General features: G+C 36.9%; 15 protein-coding genes. 11 read left to right on the top strand and 4 right to left on the bottom strand.

Translation table 11 applies throughout. From position 1 onward, the window contains the following. Nucleotides 1-196: 196 nt before the first annotated feature. Nucleotides 197-631, bottom strand: a complete 435-nt coding sequence (locus tag GZ212_RS10475) for a cupin domain-containing protein (RefSeq protein ID WP_166959810.1) — start codon at nucleotides 629-631, stop codon at nucleotides 197-199. Nucleotides 632-703: 72 nt separating this feature from the next. Between GZ212_RS10475 and GZ212_RS10470 the strand changes: the two genes are divergently transcribed. The 6 genes from GZ212_RS10470 to GZ212_RS10445 all read left to right on the top strand — a co-directional run bounded on the left by GZ212_RS10470 (nucleotide 704) and on the right by GZ212_RS10445 (nucleotide 5330). Then, nucleotides 704-1300 carry a TetR/AcrR family transcriptional regulator gene (locus GZ212_RS10470; RefSeq protein ID WP_166959807.1) on the top strand — a complete coding sequence of 199 codons (597 nt, stop codon included), beginning with the start codon at nucleotides 704-706 and terminating at the stop codon, nucleotides 1298-1300. Between the two features lie 351 nt (nucleotides 1301-1651). After that, nucleotides 1652-2167: a RidA family protein gene (locus tag GZ212_RS10465; RefSeq protein WP_166959804.1), complete on the top strand. Its 516-nt coding sequence runs from the start codon at nucleotides 1652-1654 to the stop codon at nucleotides 2165-2167. A 198-nt stretch (nucleotides 2168-2365) separates the two neighbouring features. After that, the gene (locus GZ212_RS10460) at nucleotides 2366-2896 is read left to right on the top strand and encodes a hypothetical protein (protein ID WP_166959801.1); all 531 of its coding nucleotides are present in this window, start codon (nucleotides 2366-2368) and stop codon (nucleotides 2894-2896) included. A 221-nt stretch (nucleotides 2897-3117) separates the two neighbouring features. Then, nucleotides 3118-3621, top strand: a complete 504-nt coding sequence (locus tag GZ212_RS10455) for a hypothetical protein (RefSeq protein ID WP_166959798.1) — start codon at nucleotides 3118-3120, stop codon at nucleotides 3619-3621. A 171-nt stretch (nucleotides 3622-3792) separates the two neighbouring features. Continuing rightward, nucleotides 3793-4698, top strand: coding sequence for a pirin family protein (locus GZ212_RS10450; protein ID WP_166959795.1), 906 nt, complete (start codon nucleotides 3793-3795; stop codon nucleotides 4696-4698). Between the two features lie 32 nt (nucleotides 4699-4730). Continuing rightward, nucleotides 4731-5330, top strand: coding sequence for a hypothetical protein (locus tag GZ212_RS10445; protein WP_166959792.1), 600 nt, complete (start codon nucleotides 4731-4733; stop codon nucleotides 5328-5330). A gap of 167 nt (nucleotides 5331-5497) precedes the next feature. Here GZ212_RS10445 and recQ read toward each other — a convergent pair whose 3' ends face one another. Beyond that, nucleotides 5498-7699, bottom strand: coding sequence for a DNA helicase RecQ (recQ, locus tag GZ212_RS10440; RefSeq protein WP_166959789.1), 2202 nt, complete (start codon nucleotides 7697-7699; stop codon nucleotides 5498-5500). Nucleotides 7700-7930: 231 nt separating this feature from the next. Here recQ and GZ212_RS10435 point away from each other — a divergent pair, with 231 nt between their 5' ends. The 4 genes from GZ212_RS10435 to lptB all read left to right on the top strand — a co-directional run bounded on the left by GZ212_RS10435 (nucleotide 7931) and on the right by lptB (nucleotide 10827). Beyond that, nucleotides 7931-8848 carry an SIS domain-containing protein gene (locus GZ212_RS10435; RefSeq protein WP_053972584.1) on the top strand — a complete coding sequence of 306 codons (918 nt, stop codon included), beginning with the start codon at nucleotides 7931-7933 and terminating at the stop codon, nucleotides 8846-8848. Beyond that, nucleotides 8848-9660: a twin-arginine translocase subunit TatC gene (gene tatC / locus GZ212_RS10430; RefSeq protein WP_166959786.1), complete on the top strand. Its 813-nt coding sequence runs from the start codon at nucleotides 8848-8850 to the stop codon at nucleotides 9658-9660. Before GZ212_RS10435 ends, tatC begins: the two co-directional genes overlap by 1 nt. 3 nt (nucleotides 9661-9663) lie before the next feature. Beyond that, entirely contained in the window at nucleotides 9664-10011 is a 348-nt protein-coding gene (locus GZ212_RS10425; RefSeq protein WP_053972512.1) for a carboxymuconolactone decarboxylase family protein, read from the top strand. A gap of 75 nt (nucleotides 10012-10086) precedes the next feature. Beyond that, nucleotides 10087-10827: an LPS export ABC transporter ATP-binding protein gene (gene lptB / locus GZ212_RS10420; protein ID WP_053972511.1), complete on the top strand. Its 741-nt coding sequence runs from the start codon at nucleotides 10087-10089 to the stop codon at nucleotides 10825-10827. A 335-nt stretch (nucleotides 10828-11162) separates the two neighbouring features. On the opposite strand, the gene GZ212_RS10415 is transcribed toward lptB, so the two are convergent. Together GZ212_RS10415 and GZ212_RS10410 are read right to left on the bottom strand one after the other, a co-directional pair. Further along, nucleotides 11163-12035 carry a DUF808 domain-containing protein gene (locus GZ212_RS10415; RefSeq protein WP_166959784.1) on the bottom strand — a complete coding sequence of 291 codons (873 nt, stop codon included), beginning with the start codon at nucleotides 12033-12035 and terminating at the stop codon, nucleotides 11163-11165. A gap of 204 nt (nucleotides 12036-12239) precedes the next feature. Further along, a complete protein-coding gene (locus GZ212_RS10410) occupies nucleotides 12240-12989 on the bottom strand; it encodes a phosphatidylcholine/phosphatidylserine synthase (RefSeq protein ID WP_166959781.1) in 750 nt (249 codons plus the stop codon). 129 nt (nucleotides 12990-13118) lie between these two features. On the opposite strand from GZ212_RS10410, the gene GZ212_RS10405 reads away from it, so the two are divergent. Next, nucleotides 13119-14189 carry a PorV/PorQ family protein gene (locus tag GZ212_RS10405; protein WP_166959778.1) on the top strand — a complete coding sequence of 357 codons (1071 nt, stop codon included), beginning with the start codon at nucleotides 13119-13121 and terminating at the stop codon, nucleotides 14187-14189. Nucleotides 14190-14191: the final 2 nt, after the last annotated feature.

The following is a 14191-nucleotide window of genomic DNA, read 5'->3' as shown; positions in this document are numbered from 1 at the left end:
ATAAAAACCCTTCTGTCATGCTGAACTTGTTTCAGCATCTGGTTGTGATCAAAAAAATTTGTAAATAGACCCTGAAATGAATTCAGGGTGACAGGGAGCTGATCCCAAACTAGCTACTCTCAAATCGGGTCGTTTCCAAGCTCCTAATCATAGACCATTGATCAAGAAAACGACCTTGAAGCCGCCCATGCCCTATTTAGACTTTTATAATCATATCGTAATCCGCTGCAGTATCCATAACCCTTTTAATGATTTCAGGGGCCAGGGATTTTTCAATGGCATTTTCTTCTCCTTCAGGAATTCCCATATCTTCAAAAAAAGACCTAAAGCCTTTTGGACTATGGATATTAACCCATTTACAGGATTTAGAACTTTTATTTGAAAACGTATGCAACGTATTTGGTGGTATATCGATAGATTCACCTGCCTTTAAAACCCTTATTTCCCCATTTATGAAAAATTCCATTTCTCCCTCTACAATCAAGAATGATTCTTTTAAGGAATTATGAAAATGTGGTGGGGGACCTTGAACTTGTGATGGTGTTTCTGCTAACATTAAATCAAAATCACCCGTAGTATCATGAGGGGTAATTTTATGTCCTAAAACCCATTTTGCGCTTGTTGATTCCATTTTATGAGATTTTTGTCTCACAAACTTATCGTTTTATTTTTTTACAAGCAAATTTTATAAGATATTTGTCTCATGAAAGAAAAATACATAAATACGGGTAGAACGCATCAAAAACTTGAAACTAGGAAGCTTATTCTAAAAACCGCCCAAAAGTTTTTAAATAAGGGTATGGATGTCAACCTTGAAGATATTGCCAAAGAAGCAGGAATCTCGAGAGCCACAGTTTATAGGTATTTCTCCAATACAGATATTTTGGCCGCTGAGGCCGGCCTTGATATCAGCACTAAAGATCCTAGCGACATTTATCAAGAGATTAAAGGAAAAAGTTTTGAAGAAAAAGTACTGGAAACCCAACGCTATTATAATGAGCTTGCCGTAAATCATGAAAAGCTCTTTCGTAAGTACCTGAGTACCGTTTTAAACTCAAACGCTTCAACTCCCAAAAGGGGTGCTAGAAGAAAAAAGACCTTAGAACTAATTCTAAATGATACCGACTTTTCTCAGGATGAAAAACAAAAACTTTCTAATTTACTTACCATATTTATGGGGATAGAACCCCTTATCGTGGCTAAAGATGTATGTAATTTAAACAATAGCGAATCCATGCAGCTTATGGAATGGGGCATGGAATTATTGTTTAAAGGATTATTTCACAAAAAAGAGGAATAAACTCCTATTGAATCAAATACCATCATTGCCAATTAGCAGCCTTCATTGTCATTCAGAGGCCCATGAATTGTGTTTATCAATGGATATCCAGTCCCTCCTACTCTTGGTTAGCTTGGTAAGGGAATTAAATAAAAAGCATTAGCCAACTTGCCACACAATTCCACAATGGTTCAATCATAATGGAAAAAGCATTACCTTTAGCTTAGCCCGATTTCTATCTTTCCAACGCTTACAGAATTTATGGCTAGCATACCTTTTAAAAACCGTTATTCATAATAGTGAAAAACGGAAATACCATACAAAACGGTATCGCCGAAAACCGACCAAAGTAGGCACTAAACCATTTGAATTATGAAAAAAGCAACCAACCAACTGACTTTATTTGCTACCCTTACCATTCTAACCTTAAACCTTCAAAGTTGCGAGCAAAAACAAAAAGAAGCTCCTAAAGAAATGGAAAAAGAAATAATCGTAAAATCGGAAAAACCAGAATATTTCCTTTTGCGACCTGAAGTAGAAAAAGCATATGGCTATTCTCATGCCGTAAAAATTGGAAATGATATAAAAATTTCTGGAGCAGTCAGTATGGACGATGAGGGAGATCCTACTGCCATTGGCGATTTGGAGCAACAGATGAAAAACTGCTACTCCGATTTAGAAAAGATTTTAAAGCATTACGGATGTACATTTGATGATGTAGTGGTAGAAAACATTTTTACAACAAATATGCCCTTAATGCTGGAAAAATCTGCATACCGAGCTGAAATTTACAAAAATGGTTTCCCCACAGGTTCTTGGCTTGGGGTTAAGGAATTGGCACTTCCTGAATTTATGATTGAAATTGAGTTGGAAGTGCATAAACCTTAAAAATTAATAAGGAGGTTTTGAACTCTCAAGAAAAGTTTGCTACGGGTTTTAACTATCAAAGGTCTGTAGTAGTAGGATCTTATGACTTATAACATGTTAAATCAAAATTCATTACTTTTAGTTTGATTCGACTCCGAAGTTGAAAATCCTCACAAAATTACTAACTTGGTTGTGAATACTGAAACTCATAATTATCGAATGATTAAGAAGATATTTTTATTGCTTTTATTGTTACAAGTATTGATTTCTTGTTCAACTAAAAAAAAATCGGATGAAGCTGTAAAAAAAGTATATCCTGCTGAGAGGTTTGGACAATTGAATAGAAGTATTATAGATTCTGTTTTGCAGCAAAATGGTAATATAAGAATTGATTCACATAAACCATTGGTAATTATATACTATCCAGGAAAGGATAAATGTAACTCATCGGGTACTTCAACAAGACAATCCACAGAAGTTTGGTACAATCAAATGGAAATAGGGATTAATAAAATAAAGCCCTCAAATATTCTTTATGTTTATAAAGATTCTACAGGCTTGTTTCAAAGGAATGATGGATTTAAGGACTGGAAAAAAGATCCGAATGAAATAATAGAAAAAACTTTTTTCAAAGAGCATCCGCCATGTAGTGGATATGTTCTCGTTTCCGATACTGGAAGATATATTTCATGTTTAGCTGAATTTGATAAGAAATTTTTGTGGCAAAGATTAGAACAATTGGTTAATTAAAAACCAACTTATGTAATCGTTGCAATGAGGAATAAGGCTCACTCAAAGAGGTTGCCCTTATTGTTGCACAACCTCAAAACCCAAAGAATTACCATATTTTATACTGATTAACCAACACCTTTCCTAGCCAATAATTACATATTCCCTAATTAAAAACAAGCTTTTACTAATTCCGATTTACTTTTGGCAATCTGATTAGATAATTTAGTCGAAACGAAAAAATGAATGTTAAGGTATTTATAGGTTTCCTTTTAGTAGCTGCTTTAGTTTCTTGCAAATCAAAACAAATAAAAATTAGTGATGTAGATTTAGAAACTTACTGCACAAATGCTATCAAAAAAGGACTTATTGAAAAAGCCCCTTTAATCCTTTTGGACGCTAAACCAATTGGTTTGCTCTCAGAAATAGATATGGAAAATTTTGAGTTTAAAACAATTAATTCTAATAGTTTAAGCGTCATTCCCAAAGGTTCAGAATACTTAAAAAGGATTTGGGGGGAAGATTCAAAAAATGGTGTGATCGAAATTACTAAATTCAAAACTTTACATTGTGGAACACCACCAAAGTGGATTTATTTGTTAAATGACCAAGAAGTGAGTTTTGAAACAATAAAGAGTTTGAGAGGCAAAGATATTAAGTATTGGACTAGAATTGATGATATAGTAGATTCTGAAAAGAACGATCTTGTGATTGATATTATAATAACAAATAATAAATCAAACTAAAGTCCTTTTAACTTGGCATGAATCTCACCTTCCCAGTATACCTAGCAGGAAGGTATTCTATTGTAAATACTTTACATAAAAACACTAACTTTAAAACCGTATAATACATTCATACAAAATCTCACGATTCCACTATTTTTATGGTGTAACTTTCAAAAGGAAAACCAAGGTATGCAATCTAACGTCGGACTTATTTTAGAAGAAAAAGCAGCTGATATAGGCAATTTTATGGTGGGAAGACTACTCCCATTCAGACAAAAACGAGCCGTTGGTCCGTTTGTGTTTATTGACCACATGGGACCAGCCTGCTTGGAGTCTTATCAAAATCTAGATGTACCTCCACACCCTCATATCGGGCTCTCTACACTTACCTATCTATTTGAAGGAGCCATTTTCCACAGAGACAGTTTGGGCAATGCCATAGAAATCAAACCGGGAGAAGTCAACTGGATGACAGCCGGCAAAGGTGTGGTGCATTCAGAACGAACCCCAGAATACCTGAGACAAAAAGACAAATTTCTACACGGACTCCAAATTTGGATTGGATTACCTAAAGAATTGGAGCAATCAGAACCCTCCTTCTACCATATCAGCAAAGAAGATATTCCAACGTGGAACGACCATGACGTTTCCTACAAGTTGATTGCAGGTAAGCTCGGTGATAAAAAATCGCCTGTTCCAGTACATAGTCCGTTATATTTTTTGGAAATAAAAACCAAATCAGCGCAAAAAATTAAGATTGGCGACCAACTTTATGGCGAGGTGGGTATGTATATTTTAGAAGGTAGTGTCACTATTGAAAACAACTCCTATGGCACCAAACAATTGTTGATTGCCAAAGAAGCAACATTATGTGAATTTGAAACCAATGGGGAGACCTCTTTGTATCTTTTTGGTGGCGAACCATTTGAAGAGGAGCGCTTCATGTTTTGGAATTTCGTAAACTCTGATAAAGCGATTTTGGAGCATGCCAAAGCCAACTGGAAAGAACAAAACTTAGAAGCCTTCCCAAAAATACCTGATGACTCAGAAGAATATGTGCCCCTACCTAAGTATAAGTTTAAAAAGAACAACTAATTTTAAAATCAAAACATAAAGAACCCCAAAACATGAAACACCTATTTCTATTATTTATTTTTAGCATAGCCTGTCAAACCATATCATTGGGTCAAAAAAGTGAAACAGTTTCTGATTTTACAGCTTTTGAGCCTATATATCTCCATCTAAAAGAGAGTCCAAATGTAATTTTTAAGCGATTCAATGAATTACATAGCCAATCTATAGATTCCATATTTAAAAAGGACTATAAAACTTATCATGTGCAGAATGTTTTATCTCAAGAAGAGCTCGAAAGTTTAAAAATCTCTGAAAATGATGTGGATCGTTTTTTTAAATCATTAGAAACCAAAAATCAAGAAGTAACGCTATTTTCTAATTTGGAAAGTCAAGAATCGACAAGTATTAACGATCACATAATATTAATGAAAGTTACAACCAAGGGATATGTTAGAAAAGAAGGAAGCGGTACCCCTCCTTACTACAAAACAAAAATTGCTTTAGCATTTTACAATCTCAATTTAAACCAATTAGAATATTATGAGGAATCCAATTATTTCCCATGGCTTTATGATGGAATGTTTAAAAAGTATAAGAAACAACTAAAAAAGATATTTCAAAATTATCAAGACCATCTGGAACAAAAGGAATAGCTAATTGCTAAAAAACTTCTGGGTTCACGATTAAACTTCTTTCAGTTGACACCAATCATATAACACAATGTTTATTGACATTTATCATCTGTCATTAATCGTAAAGAGCCAAACAGAATCAAAAAGCCACCAAAAACCAACAACTAAAAACAAAAAACCAGTAACAACTAATTAGCCACCTCACTGATAAATTTGATGCGGTACAATCGCAATTCCTCATCGTCATAATCGCCATCAAACTCATCTATGGCCGTTGAAATCTTATCAGATTCTGATTCCATAAAATATTCATGGATTTCTTCCTGTTGGTCATCATCCAGAACATCATCAATCCAATAATCAATGTTCAGTTTGGTCCCTGAATACACAATGGCCTCCATCTCCTTGATGAAATCTGGCATATCCATCCCTTTAGCAGCAGCAATGTCATCTAAAGGTAATTTTCGATCGATACTCTGAATGATATAGAGTTTTAGAGCAGAATTGGTCCCCGTAGATTTCACAATCATGTCATCGGGACGCGTGATATCGTTATCTTCCACATATTGGGCTATCAAACTCACAAAATCCCGACCATATTTTTTGGCTTTTCCTTCTCCTACGCCATGAACATTTCCAAGCTCCTCCAAAGAAGTGGGATATTTCAATGCCATATCCTCAAGGGACGGATCTTGAAAAATCACAAACGGAGGAACTCCCAATTTCTTGGCATTACGTTTTCTTAGGTCTTTCAACATACCCAACAAAACTTCATCTGTAGAAGCACCACCGCCTTTGGCTGCCGTTACAACCGTTTCATCACTGGAATCATCAAACACATGATCCTCAGTCATCATAAAACTCTCAGGAGATTTTAAAAAGGACCTTCCTTCTGGACTCATTTTAATAACCCCATAAGTCTCAATATCTTTATTTAGGTAACCTGCCACCAAAATTTGGCGTACCAAAGCCATCCAATAGGACTTCTCCTTGTCTTTCCCCATTCCAAAGAAAGGCTGCTCATCTGTTCTATGGGACTTGATCATCGCATTGGCTTTACCCACAATGACATTTACCAAATCCTTAGCTTTATACTTTTCATTCGTTTTTGAAACGGTTTCCAAAACAACAACCACATCATCCTGGGCTTCATGTTTCTTTTTGGGATGACGCACATTGTCATCCATATCACCGCCTTCTCCTGTTTCGTTGTCAAACTCTTCCCCAAAATAATGTAGGATGAATTTTCTTCTGGACATAGAGGTTTCGGCATAAGCCACCACTTCTTGCAATAAGGCGTGTCCTATTTCCTGTTCGGCGACAGGTTTCCCAGACATGAATTTCTCTAGTTTCTCAATGTCCTTGTAGGAATAAAACGCCAAACAATGGCCTTCGCCACCGTCCCGACCAGCTCTACCGGTCTCTTGATAATAACTTTCGATACTTTTTGGGATATCATGATGGATCACAAACCGCACATCAGGCTTGTCAATACCCATTCCAAAAGCAATCGTTGCAACCACCACATCCACATCTTCCATCAAAAACATATCCTGATGATTGGCTCTAGTCTTGGCATCCAAACCAGCATGATAAGGCACCGCCTTAATGCCGTTTACTTGCAAAACTTGCGCCAACTCCTCTACCCGCTTTCTACTCAAGCAATAAATAATACCAGATTTTCCCGGGTGCTGTCTCACATACCTAATGATATCGGCATCTACTTGCTTGGTCTTGGGTCTAACTTCATAATACAAATTAGGCCTGTTAAAAGACGCCTTAAAAGTATTAGCATCGGTCATTCCCAAATTCTTCAGAATATCTTCTTGAACCTTGGGGGTAGCCGTAGCCGTTAAAGCAATCATAGGAATGTTTTCCCCTATACGCTTGATGATGTGTCTTAAATTTCGGTATTCTGGTCTAAAATCGTGCCCCCATTCACTAATACAGTGGGCTTCATCTATGGCGACAAAAGAAATGGAAACCGATCTTAAAAAATCGACATTTTCTTCCTTGGTCAAGGATTCTGGTGCCACATAAAGCAACTTGGTCACTCCATTGGTCACATCGGCCTTCACATTTTTGATTTCGGTTTTGGTAAGGGATGAATTCAATACATGGGCTACGCCATTATCATTTGAAACGCCCCGAATGGCATCTACCTGATTTTTCATCAAGGCTATCAAAGGCGAAACAACAATTGCCGTTCCCTCTTGCATGAGAGCAGGTAATTGATAACACAGGGATTTACCACCACCTGTGGGCATGATTACAAAAGTGTTTTGTTTAGAAAGGATGCTATTAACTACTTGTTCTTGTAAACCTTTAAACTGGCTAAACCCAAAATACTTCTTTAAAGCAGATCGCAAATCTTGCTCAACTATCGACATGTATCACTATTGTTTAATTTACACTAAAAGAGAATTTACACTAATCCAAAGATAGTTTAGTTATAGAAACTCCAAGCAATTTTTTCGTTAGCTTTGCAGCACAAAAAATGCAATTAGAGTTTACTCATTAACTTTAAAGATAAAAAAATCTTTAGAAGCATCAACCCAAAAAATATTAAAATTTTGAATAATCATTCAACCATTTTAGAAAATGCACGCCAAACCATTGAAATGGAAACAGAAGCCATTTCTAATTTGAGTCAACTATTGGATCAAGATTTTGCCGAAGCGGTTCAACTAATCTATAATTCCAAAGGAAGAGTCATTATTACTGGGGTTGGTAAAAGTGCTATCATTGCCACAAAAATTGTGGCCACTTTAAATTCTACAGGAACACCTTCAGTTTTTATGCATGCCGCCGATGCCATTCATGGCGATTTGGGGCTTATTCTCGAAGATGATGTTGTGATTTGCATTTCAAAAAGTGGTAACACACCAGAAATAAAGGTTTTGGTCCCATTGATAAAAAATGCCCAAAACAAAATGATTGCCATTACGGGTAAAAAGGATTCCTTTTTAGGGCAACAAGCCGATTTTGTATTGAATGCCTATGTTGAAAAAGAAGCTTGCCCAAACAATCTAGCGCCAACTACCAGCACTACTGCCCAATTGGTTTTAGGTGATGCCCTAGCAGTTTGCTTGTTAAAGCTAAGAGGTTTTTCCAGCAAAGATTTTGCTAAATACCACCCGGGTGGTTCACTAGGTAAAAAACTATACTTAAGAGTTAAAGACTTATCAGAAGTGAATCTAAAACCTCAAGTAAGCCCAGAAACCTCTTTAAAGGATGTGATCATTGAAATTTCAGAAAAAATGTTGGGGGTGACTGCTGTTTTGGAAAACGATGAGATCATTGGGATTATTACCGATGGGGATTTAAGACGAATGCTTTCCAAGGCAGAAGATTTTAATACCCTAACAGCTAAGGATATCATGAGTAAAAATCCCAAACGAATCCAAGGAGATGCCATGGCTGTCGATGCTATGGAGTTGATGGAAGAAAACAACATCTCCCAATTATTGGTTGAAAAAGACGGTAAATACGCTGGAGTGGTCCATATTCATGATTTAGTTAAAGAGGGTATTTTATAATGGCAGCTAAGAATGTAAACGACATGTCCTTCCTAGACCATTTGGAGGACTTGAGATGGCACATCATAAGAGCTGTTCTGGCCATAGTGGTGGGCGGAATTATCGCTTTTATTTTCAAGAGCTTTATTTTTGACACCATCATTTTGGGGCCCAAGCACATGGACTTCCCAACTTACAAATGGCTGTGCAAAATGGCGCAGACCTTAAGCATGGATACCACCTTTTGTGCCGATGAATTTCCGTTTATAATTCAAAATAGAACCATGGCCGGTCAGTTTACGGCACACATCTGGACTTCCATCTATGCCGGATTAGTCATTGCCTTTCCCTATGTTATTTATCAAATGTGGAAGTTCATTAGCCCTGGGATGCATAGCAGTGAAAAAAAATATTCCAGAGGATTTATCATCATTTGCTCCCTGCTGTTCTTTACGGGAGTACTTTTTGGATATTACATTGTTACCCCACTTTCAATCAATTTCTTGGGTACTTACAGCGTGAGTAATGAGATTTCAAATCAAATAGATATTAGCTCCTACATTTCGTTAGTTAGGTCTTCAGCTTTGGCCTCAGGTATTATTTTTGAATTGCCAATACTCATTTATTTCCTAACAAAAATTGGATTGGTGAACCCAACCATGCTTCGCAAATACCGAAAATTTGCTTTGGTTATTGTATTAGTAGTGTCTGCAGTCATCACACCGCCAGATATTGCCAGCCAGATTATTGTAGCAATCCCGGTATTAATTCTATATGAAGTAAGTATTTATATCTCGGCATTTATTTTAAAAAGAAACAAATCTAAAGCCTAAGCTATGTCACAAATAGTAGATGATTTCAACAGTTACCGTTCCAAGATGAACGAAAAGATTTTGTCAGACAATAACAAAATCATTAAAAGAATCTTCAACTTAGATACCAACGCCTTCCAGGAAGGAGCTTTGGATGTAAAAACCAAAGAATTACTCGGTTTGGTAGCTTCGGCGGTACTGCGTTGTGATGATTGCGTCAAGTATCATTTGGAAAAATGCCATGAGGAAGGACTTACCAAGCCGCAAATTGTTGAAGCGCTTTCTATAGCTACTTTGATTGGCGGAACCATTGTTATTCCGCATTTAAGAAGAGCCTACGAGTATTTGGAAGCCTTAGAAGAGACGCGTTAAACTTTTAATAAACTCCTTAGGCCTCCTTCGGTCTCTGGGATTATTTTTTATTTTAGCAACAAGTATTATAATATCATGAAGTTAGTAGCAACCAATTTAATGAAGTCCTACAGTGGACGAAAAGTGGTAAAGGATGTTTCATTGGAAGTAAACCAAGGTGAAATCGTTGGATTACTTGGACCCAATGGAGCGGGAAAAACAACTTCATTCTACATGATTGTGGGACTAATCAAACCCAATGGGGGTACCATCTTCATGGATAATACAGACATTACCAAATTCCCCATGTACAAAAGAGCACAAAACGGAATTGGGTACTTGGCACAAGAAGCTTCGGTTTTTAGAAAGTTAAGTATTGAAGACAATATTTTGAGTGTGCTGCAATTGACCAAATTAAGCAAGAAGGAACAACTTCATAAAATGGAATCCTTGATAGAAGAATTTGGTTTAAACCACATTCGTAAAAACCGAGGAGATTTATTGTCTGGAGGGGAAAGAAGACGTACCGAAATAGCAAGAGCTCTTGCAACCGACCCCAACTTCATTCTATTGGATGAACCATTTGCGGGAGTAGATCCCGTAGCTGTGGAAGACATACAGCGCATTGTAGCCCAATTGACCAAAAAGAACATCGGGATTTTGATTACCGATCACAACGTTCAGGAAACCTTGGCCATTACAGACAGAACCTACTTGATGTTTGAGGGAAGCATCCTAAAAGCTGGAGTTCCAGAGGAATTGGCCAATGATCAAATGGTAAGAAAAGTGTACTTAGGTCAAAACTTCGAATTACGTAAAAAGAAAATCAGGACTTAGAATTGAGTAGTGAGTAGTGAGTAGTGAGTAGTGAGTAGTGAGTAGTGAAAAAAAGCTTCAATGTATCACTCATAACCTTTATTTAATTTATTCTTTTTTAAAAAGATCAGCCTTTATAAAAACTCTTGACTCAAGACCCTATTCAAATCTATTTTCTATATTCTATTCTCTATATTCTATTTTCTATTCTCTCAAACCTTGTCCTGACTCCTGACTCTTGACTCTTGGCTCAGTAATCCATTTTCTATTCTCTATATTCTATTTTCTATTCTCTCACAACTAGTCTTGACTCTTGGCTCCTATCTCTTGATTCTAATATTTCAGGCACCAAAAAACTATTCTTTCTTAAATAACTTTTTAATAAGCATCACGACACCTAGTACCACAAATCCAATCACCAATCCCATCAAAAAATCACGTAGAAAGGATGGCCAAGTTTCCAACAAATGATGTAAGAAAGGAACGTTATGGGTAAAAATACCTCCAGCAACCAAAACTAGGGCTATGGTTCCTACAAAGGACAAACCTTTGACAATTTTAGGAAGTACCCATACCAAGAAATTTCCAATGGTATCGGTAAAACTTTCATCACGATCGTTAAAATTAATCAATCGCAAACCCAAGTCATCTAGTCTTACAATCATGGCAACAATACCATAAACCCCAACAGTTGCAAGTATCGCAACTATAGAAACAACCATGATTTGTACAGATATAGGTTGGTCCATAACCGTTCCTAAGGCAATGATGACAATCTCAACCGAAAGAATAAAATCAGTGACAATGGCCGATTTTATTTTTTGCTTTTCCAATGCCAAAACCGCTTCCTTATCAACAGTTTCAGACAAGTCTACAGCCTCATGACTTTCCTTATGTTTGGAAAAATAGTGAAAGATTTTTTCAGCACCTTCATAAGACAAATAAAGCCCTCCAATAACCAAAATGATGGTTACAGCAATGGGTACAAAAGCACTTAACAAAAAAGCGATAGGTAAAATAATAAGTTTATTCAGGAACGAACCTTTAGTAATGGCCCATAATACAGGGAGTTCCCTAGAAGATACAAATCCCGAGGCCTTTTCAGCATTCACAGCTAAATCATCTCCTAGAATACCTGCTGTTTTTTTGGTACTTACTTTGGCCATCACAGCCACATCATCCATTAGGGAAGCGATATCATCTAAAAGTGCAAAAAATCCGGATGCCATATTGTTTTAATGTTTGGTTTTTAGTGTTTGGTTGTTGGTATTTGGTTTTTGGTTGCAAGATTGAGCATTTTAATCTCATGTCAAGCGCTGTCGAGACATCTCATCATTCTTTCATAATTAAATATATCGTCATGGCTCTTGTTTCTTGCCTCTAGTATCCAACCCGCCATTGTTAATTGTTTATTTCTAATTGCTAATTGATACCTACTTCACAAACCAATAGCGCTCAAATACCACAGAGACTAAGACATATCCTATAATGATCATGGGAATAGCAGCAAATTGAAAAAACAAAATAGCCAAAATACAGAACAGCAAAAAGCCATAGCGCACTAAATTATCCTTAAAGGCATATGTTTTTACTTTCAATGAGAACAGCTTGATAGGCGACACCAATAAATAGGAACTTAAAAAGGTTAATCCAATCAAAAACCAAGGATTCATTATCAAATTGGTTAGCCATATTTGTTGTTGAAATTCCGCTGCCAATGGCAAAGAAACGATTAATAAGGCATTGGCTGGGGTAGGCAATCCTTTAAAATAAGTCTGCTGATCCTCATCCAAATTAAACTTGGCCAACCGATAGCAGGAAGCCAACGTAATCACAAACCCAAGCAAAGCATAGGGCACAAAGGGAACATCAAACCAAGACAAGGCATATTGCCAGTTCTCAAGTCCATTTTCTGGTTCCGCGACGGCAGTAAGCAACCTAAACATGACCATCCCAGGAACCAAGCCACTAGTTACCAAATCCGCCAAAGAATCCAATTGAATCCCCAACGGACTCTGAACGCCCAATATCCGAGCCAGAAAACCATCAAAAAAATCAAATAAAATTCCTAAAGCCAAAAACAAGGCAGCCATTGTAAAATTGTTTTGGGAAGCCAAAGTGACAGCCAAACAACCACAAAATAAATTAAGAAGGGTAACCAGATTAGGTATATGTCTAATCATTAAAAAAAGATTTACAACGTAAAAATAGCAAACTATTTCCGTCTATTCCAAACCAGGCACAATATCTTAAAATAAATCAAGTTTATTATATTGAAAAATAAGTGCATCTTTGCACAAAGAATGAGCTATTTGAAAAAGATTTTAACCGCTATTTGCTTAGTTATTTCTTACGGTGCCGTTGCGCAAACGGCACGCAAGTACTCCAATGAATTTATGAATATAGGAGTCGATGCAGCCGCTATGGGAATGGCCAATGCAGTGACTGCTTATTCGGCCGATGTCAATTCAGGGTATTGGAATCCAGCCGGTTTAGTCCATTTGGAAGACAACCAATTGGCCCTGATGCACTCCAGCTATTTTGCTAACATTGCCAATTACGATTATATTGGATTTGCGATGCCTTTGGATGACCGAAGCGCCATGGGCATTTCTGTTATTCGTTTTGCTGTTGATGACATTTTGGATACCACCCAATTAATTGATGATGAAGGAAATATCAATTATGATCGCATCAGCCAATTTTCTACGGCAGATTATGGTGTGACCTTTTCCTATTCAAGACACCTCCTATTTGAAGGTTTAAACTACGGTATCAATGCCAAGGTCATCAGACGAATTATTGGTGATTTTGCATCTGCTTGGGGATTTGGATTGGATGCCGCCATTCAGTTTCAAACCAAGAACGACTGGAAATTCGGAATCATGGCAAGAGATATCACTACCACCTACAATGCGTGGAGCATCAACGAAGAGGAGTTCGCAAAAATTCAAGATGCTGTGGAAGGACAAAACCAAGAACTACCAGAATCCACAGAAATTACCATTCCGAAATTGCAAATTGGAGCCGCTAAAAAGTTCGTCATCCGTCACGATTATTCCCTTTTGGCTGAAATAGATCTAAATGTTCGTTTTGCTGAAACCAATGACGTGATCGCTACCTCTTTTGCCAGCATCAATCCGGCTTTGGGATTGGAATTTGGATACATAGACATGATTTATTTAAGAGGCGGATTGGGTAATTTTCAAAACGAGTTGCAATTAGATAACTCCGAAAGAGTAGGTTTTCAACCCAGTATGGGAGTGGGCTTTAAATACAAAGGCATTCAGGTAGATTATGCCTTTACCGATATAGGGGACCAAAGTGTTGCTCTTTATTCCAATGTGTTTTCCCTAAAACTCGATTTTAGTATCTTTAGATAAAA

The sequence above is a fragment of the Mangrovimonas sp. CR14 genome (assembly GCF_011764015.1).
In the GTDB taxonomy this organism is placed as follows: Bacteria; Bacteroidota; Bacteroidia; order Flavobacteriales; family Flavobacteriaceae; genus Mangrovimonas; species Mangrovimonas futianensis.
The sequence above is the reverse complement of the archived record's forward strand: the minus strand, read 5'-3'. Positions and strand labels throughout refer to the sequence as shown.

Coding starts and splice junctions, on each gene's coding strand:
- GZ212_RS10475 (WP_166959810.1), bottom strand. CDS start 631: ATGGAATCAACAAGCGCAAAATGGGTTTTAGGACATAAAATTACCCCT.
- GZ212_RS10470 (WP_166959807.1), top strand. CDS start 704: ATGAAAGAAAAATACATAAATACGGGTAGAACGCATCAAAAACTTGAA.
- GZ212_RS10465 (WP_166959804.1), top strand. CDS start 1,652: ATGAAAAAAGCAACCAACCAACTGACTTTATTTGCTACCCTTACCATT.
- GZ212_RS10460 (WP_166959801.1), top strand. CDS start 2,366: ATGATTAAGAAGATATTTTTATTGCTTTTATTGTTACAAGTATTGATT.
- GZ212_RS10455 (WP_166959798.1), top strand. CDS start 3,118: ATGAATGTTAAGGTATTTATAGGTTTCCTTTTAGTAGCTGCTTTAGTT.
- GZ212_RS10450 (WP_166959795.1), top strand. CDS start 3,793: ATGCAATCTAACGTCGGACTTATTTTAGAAGAAAAAGCAGCTGATATA.
- GZ212_RS10445 (WP_166959792.1), top strand. CDS start 4,731: ATGAAACACCTATTTCTATTATTTATTTTTAGCATAGCCTGTCAAACC.
- recQ (WP_166959789.1), bottom strand. CDS start 7,699: ATGTCGATAGTTGAGCAAGATTTGCGATCTGCTTTAAAGAAGTATTTT.
- GZ212_RS10435 (WP_053972584.1), top strand. CDS start 7,931: ATGGAAACAGAAGCCATTTCTAATTTGAGTCAACTATTGGATCAAGAT.
- tatC (WP_166959786.1), top strand. CDS start 8,848: ATGGCAGCTAAGAATGTAAACGACATGTCCTTCCTAGACCATTTGGAG.
- GZ212_RS10425 (WP_053972512.1), top strand. CDS start 9,664: ATGTCACAAATAGTAGATGATTTCAACAGTTACCGTTCCAAGATGAAC.
- lptB (WP_053972511.1), top strand. CDS start 10,087: ATGAAGTTAGTAGCAACCAATTTAATGAAGTCCTACAGTGGACGAAAA.
- GZ212_RS10415 (WP_166959784.1), bottom strand. CDS start 12,035: ATGGCATCCGGATTTTTTGCACTTTTAGATGATATCGCTTCCCTAATG.
- GZ212_RS10410 (WP_166959781.1), bottom strand. CDS start 12,989: ATGATTAGACATATACCTAATCTGGTTACCCTTCTTAATTTATTTTGT.